At 36.4% G+C, this 905-nt stretch carries 1 protein-coding gene; it reads left to right on the top strand.

Going from position 1 to position 905, the window contains the following annotated elements; genetic code table 11:
- The first annotated feature begins 17 nt into the window (after positions 1-17).
- A complete protein-coding gene (locus ACTHUR_RS12530; protein ID WP_107812482.1) occupies positions 18-809 on the top strand; it encodes a hypothetical protein in 792 nt (263 codons plus the stop codon).
- The last annotated feature ends 96 nt before the right edge of the window (positions 810-905 follow it).

Here is a 905-nt window from a genome sequence, read left to right as displayed (position 1 = left end):
ATTTATAAGAGGTAAAAATGGCTTGGAGACTATATTACACGCTTGAAGAAGCGGCAGAAAAGTTAGGTAGGGAGTTTAACGATACCTACACAGCAAATGACCTAATACATTATGCGGCTATTGGTTTAGTTGAGTTATATATAAATGGGATTGGACGTAAATATTATTTTGCAAAGAGACCATTTTATGATTTGACGTATGACGAAGAAGAAAAAGGGAAATATGCGGAATTACCCGAAGACTTAATATATGGAGGAGACTTCATCCCTATGACACAATTTGATGCGATGTGTTTCGAGGGAGGAACGGAATATATAGAAATAAAACATGTGGATAAATTAGCCGTCATAGATATTCATGGAGAACTGGGGAAAATCTATGCTGAATCTTCTTCTGAGTGGAAAGACCTTGAAACATTAGTGTATTGCCTCATCCCGAATGAGTTACTAGGAAATCTATTTCAAATTTCATCAGAGGACGAACCAACAAAACGAGAAGAAATAGACAAACCTGAAAATGTAATCAGAGTAAAAAGGCATGATTTGTGCATTTTACAAGATGATTTAACCATACTGCGTCAGGAATTGGCATACAGAATTAAAGGTAAGAAAGTAAAAGAAGTAAATGACAAAAAATCGTTACTCAACATCATATCAGCCCTGAAAGATACGCTAATTGACAAAGGAGTCTATAAGAACCAAGCTGGAATTATCGAATATTTGGCAAATGAAGCAGAAGGTTACGGATTATCTGAAGCCAATCTGAAAGCCAAATTTGCAGAAGCGAACAAGCTGAAAAAGTCTAATTAAACTTGGAAAAGTCTAATTGTACTGAAGCCGCCCACATGGGCGGCTATATTTTTGCCTGTCATATAACCCCGACTAAGAAAGGCAAAGCATATGAAT

This window comes from Neisseria sp. P0021.S007 (assembly GCF_051956855.1).
The sequence above is the reverse complement of the archived record's forward strand: the minus strand, read 5'-3'. Positions and strand labels throughout refer to the sequence as shown.

Excerpts from the sequence above, each read along its gene's own strand:
- ACTHUR_RS12530 (WP_107812482.1), top strand. The coding sequence starts at position 18 with ATGGCTTGGAGACTATATTACACGCTTGAAGAAGCGGCAGAAAAGTTA.